Below are 1898 nucleotides of genomic sequence, written 5' to 3' on the forward strand. Positions count from 1 at the left end.
CTTTTTTAAAATAATCTACCAACAACGCATTATTAAGTGCATTATCATCTACCCAAAGTATTTTTTTTACAGGGGGTGCGTAGGCATTTGTGGTATTAGGCTGAATAGTATTTTTTTGTGCAGGTACAGTTACTGTAGAATCGACAATTACACCCCGTGTACTGATTCTGCTCTTTGATTGTCGGGTATTTTTTATGAAAGGATTACTGGCAGCAATATCGATGGTAAAGAAATTCCTTTTAAATGGTGTAGCTGTATTTACATCAATAGAGGTTGAAACAATTTCGCCAACATCAACTTTTACGCCTGCATTTGCCAGGTAAGCTGCAATATAATTTGGTGCAAAGCGTGGTAAAAATCGAATATTATTTTTTAACGAAATAGTAAAATTTTTAAGTTTAGCATTATAATTGGCAGTATAAGCATAAAGTTTTTTTAATTCGGCTGGCATTAGCGATTTGGCTTGTCCGCTAACTGAAGTCACAGGCAAATAAATATTTCCTGGTGTTTGTTTTTCATAATACAAACCCATCACATCAAAATTGCCGCAGTTATTTTCATCAATTTTATCAATCTCTGCCTTATCCTGCACCAGCATTTGGCACCCTGCAAACTCAAACGAGGTACTGGAAATATTTCTTATAAACACTACATTAGAACCTTTGCCGGTAGTTGCAATAATTTTGAAGGCCCCTGATCTGGTTTTGTTTACGCTGGTTATCGGGTAAGTGCCATATGTTTTTTCATCCGCAGTTGAATAGTAAACCAGTTTTTTTCTAAGATCGATATTTATTAACCGGTTGTTAGTTTTGCCCTGCCATATTTCGTGAAGGTTTGCCGGTAAAACAGCTGGTGGATTGTTAACCGAATCGGGCAACTTAATTATATCATTTTGTTTTGCAGGCCGCAGCGTAATATTGTAAGCATCATAAGCAATGTTAATTGTGGTATCAAACATAATAGTATTGCCTGCACTTACAGAAATTGCTTTTGCACTATCATCAACCGGCAATACTAAACGGGCAGTATCCAAACTATACAGCCTGGTTTCAAAAGTATCTACAACTAAAACCACATTACCTGTTGGCAATTCTTTAGAGCCTGTTGTTGGTACACTATTTTTCTTTGTGCTGCCAGATGAATCCGAAAAAATAAAATTTATTGTTTTATTAGAAGATTGTTTATACGTAAATGGAAAAATGTTTTTCTTTGCTGTAAAATTTAAAACAGCTAATAAAATCAACCCGATTAAAGCGGCAGAAAAAAGCAGGGCACTTATTGCAGCACACCACAGATATATGCTTTTTAAAAAAGTATTTGCTGCAGCACCGCTGTCAAAATATTGAGGCAGTGAAATATTTTCGGCAACAGAAGCATTAGTTGCCGGCTTATTAATTATAGTTTGCCATTGCAGGTCTTTGTTTTCTAAATAAGCTTGTGCCGGTGTATCAGTAATTTGCTGGTGATGCCACAGTTGTGCTAACAGGTCTTTAGATTTTTTATAGCCGGCATATTTTACGGGATCGAAAGCATACAAATTAAATTCGTTGATCAGGCGCTGGGTTTCTTTTTCTTCGTAGGCAAAATGCTCACCGGTTAAATCAGCGTCTGGTATTTCATTTAAAAGCATTAAAATATGTTCACGGGCAACAACTTCATTTTGTTTGCTGAGATTTTTTAAAAGATTTAACCGGGTATAATCAGGAAATTTTCCATCTTTCATCCATTTAATCCTGGCAATACGCAGCAATGTGGTAAAATTTAATTCGTGTGTTTTACCATAAGTATCCATAATGGCTTTTCCCAATGCAAGGGTAAGTTGCCAGGTAATTTTTGGATATACTGCCAGTGCGGCAATCCACTGAAATAAAATATTATCATACCTGCCCCCATTATTA

At 35.9% G+C, this 1898-nt stretch carries 1 protein-coding gene; it reads right to left on the reverse strand.

Annotated features, from left to right (window positions below; genetic code table 11):
• Positions 1 to 1898 (reverse strand): hypothetical protein (locus ACY65O_RS10520; protein ID WP_462220813.1); only part of this gene is annotated, 1898 nt, incomplete at both ends.

Origin of the sequence: Ferruginibacter sp., from assembly GCF_031430955.1 — a bacterium.
Lineage (GTDB): Bacteria > Bacteroidota > Bacteroidia > Chitinophagales > Chitinophagaceae > Ferruginibacter.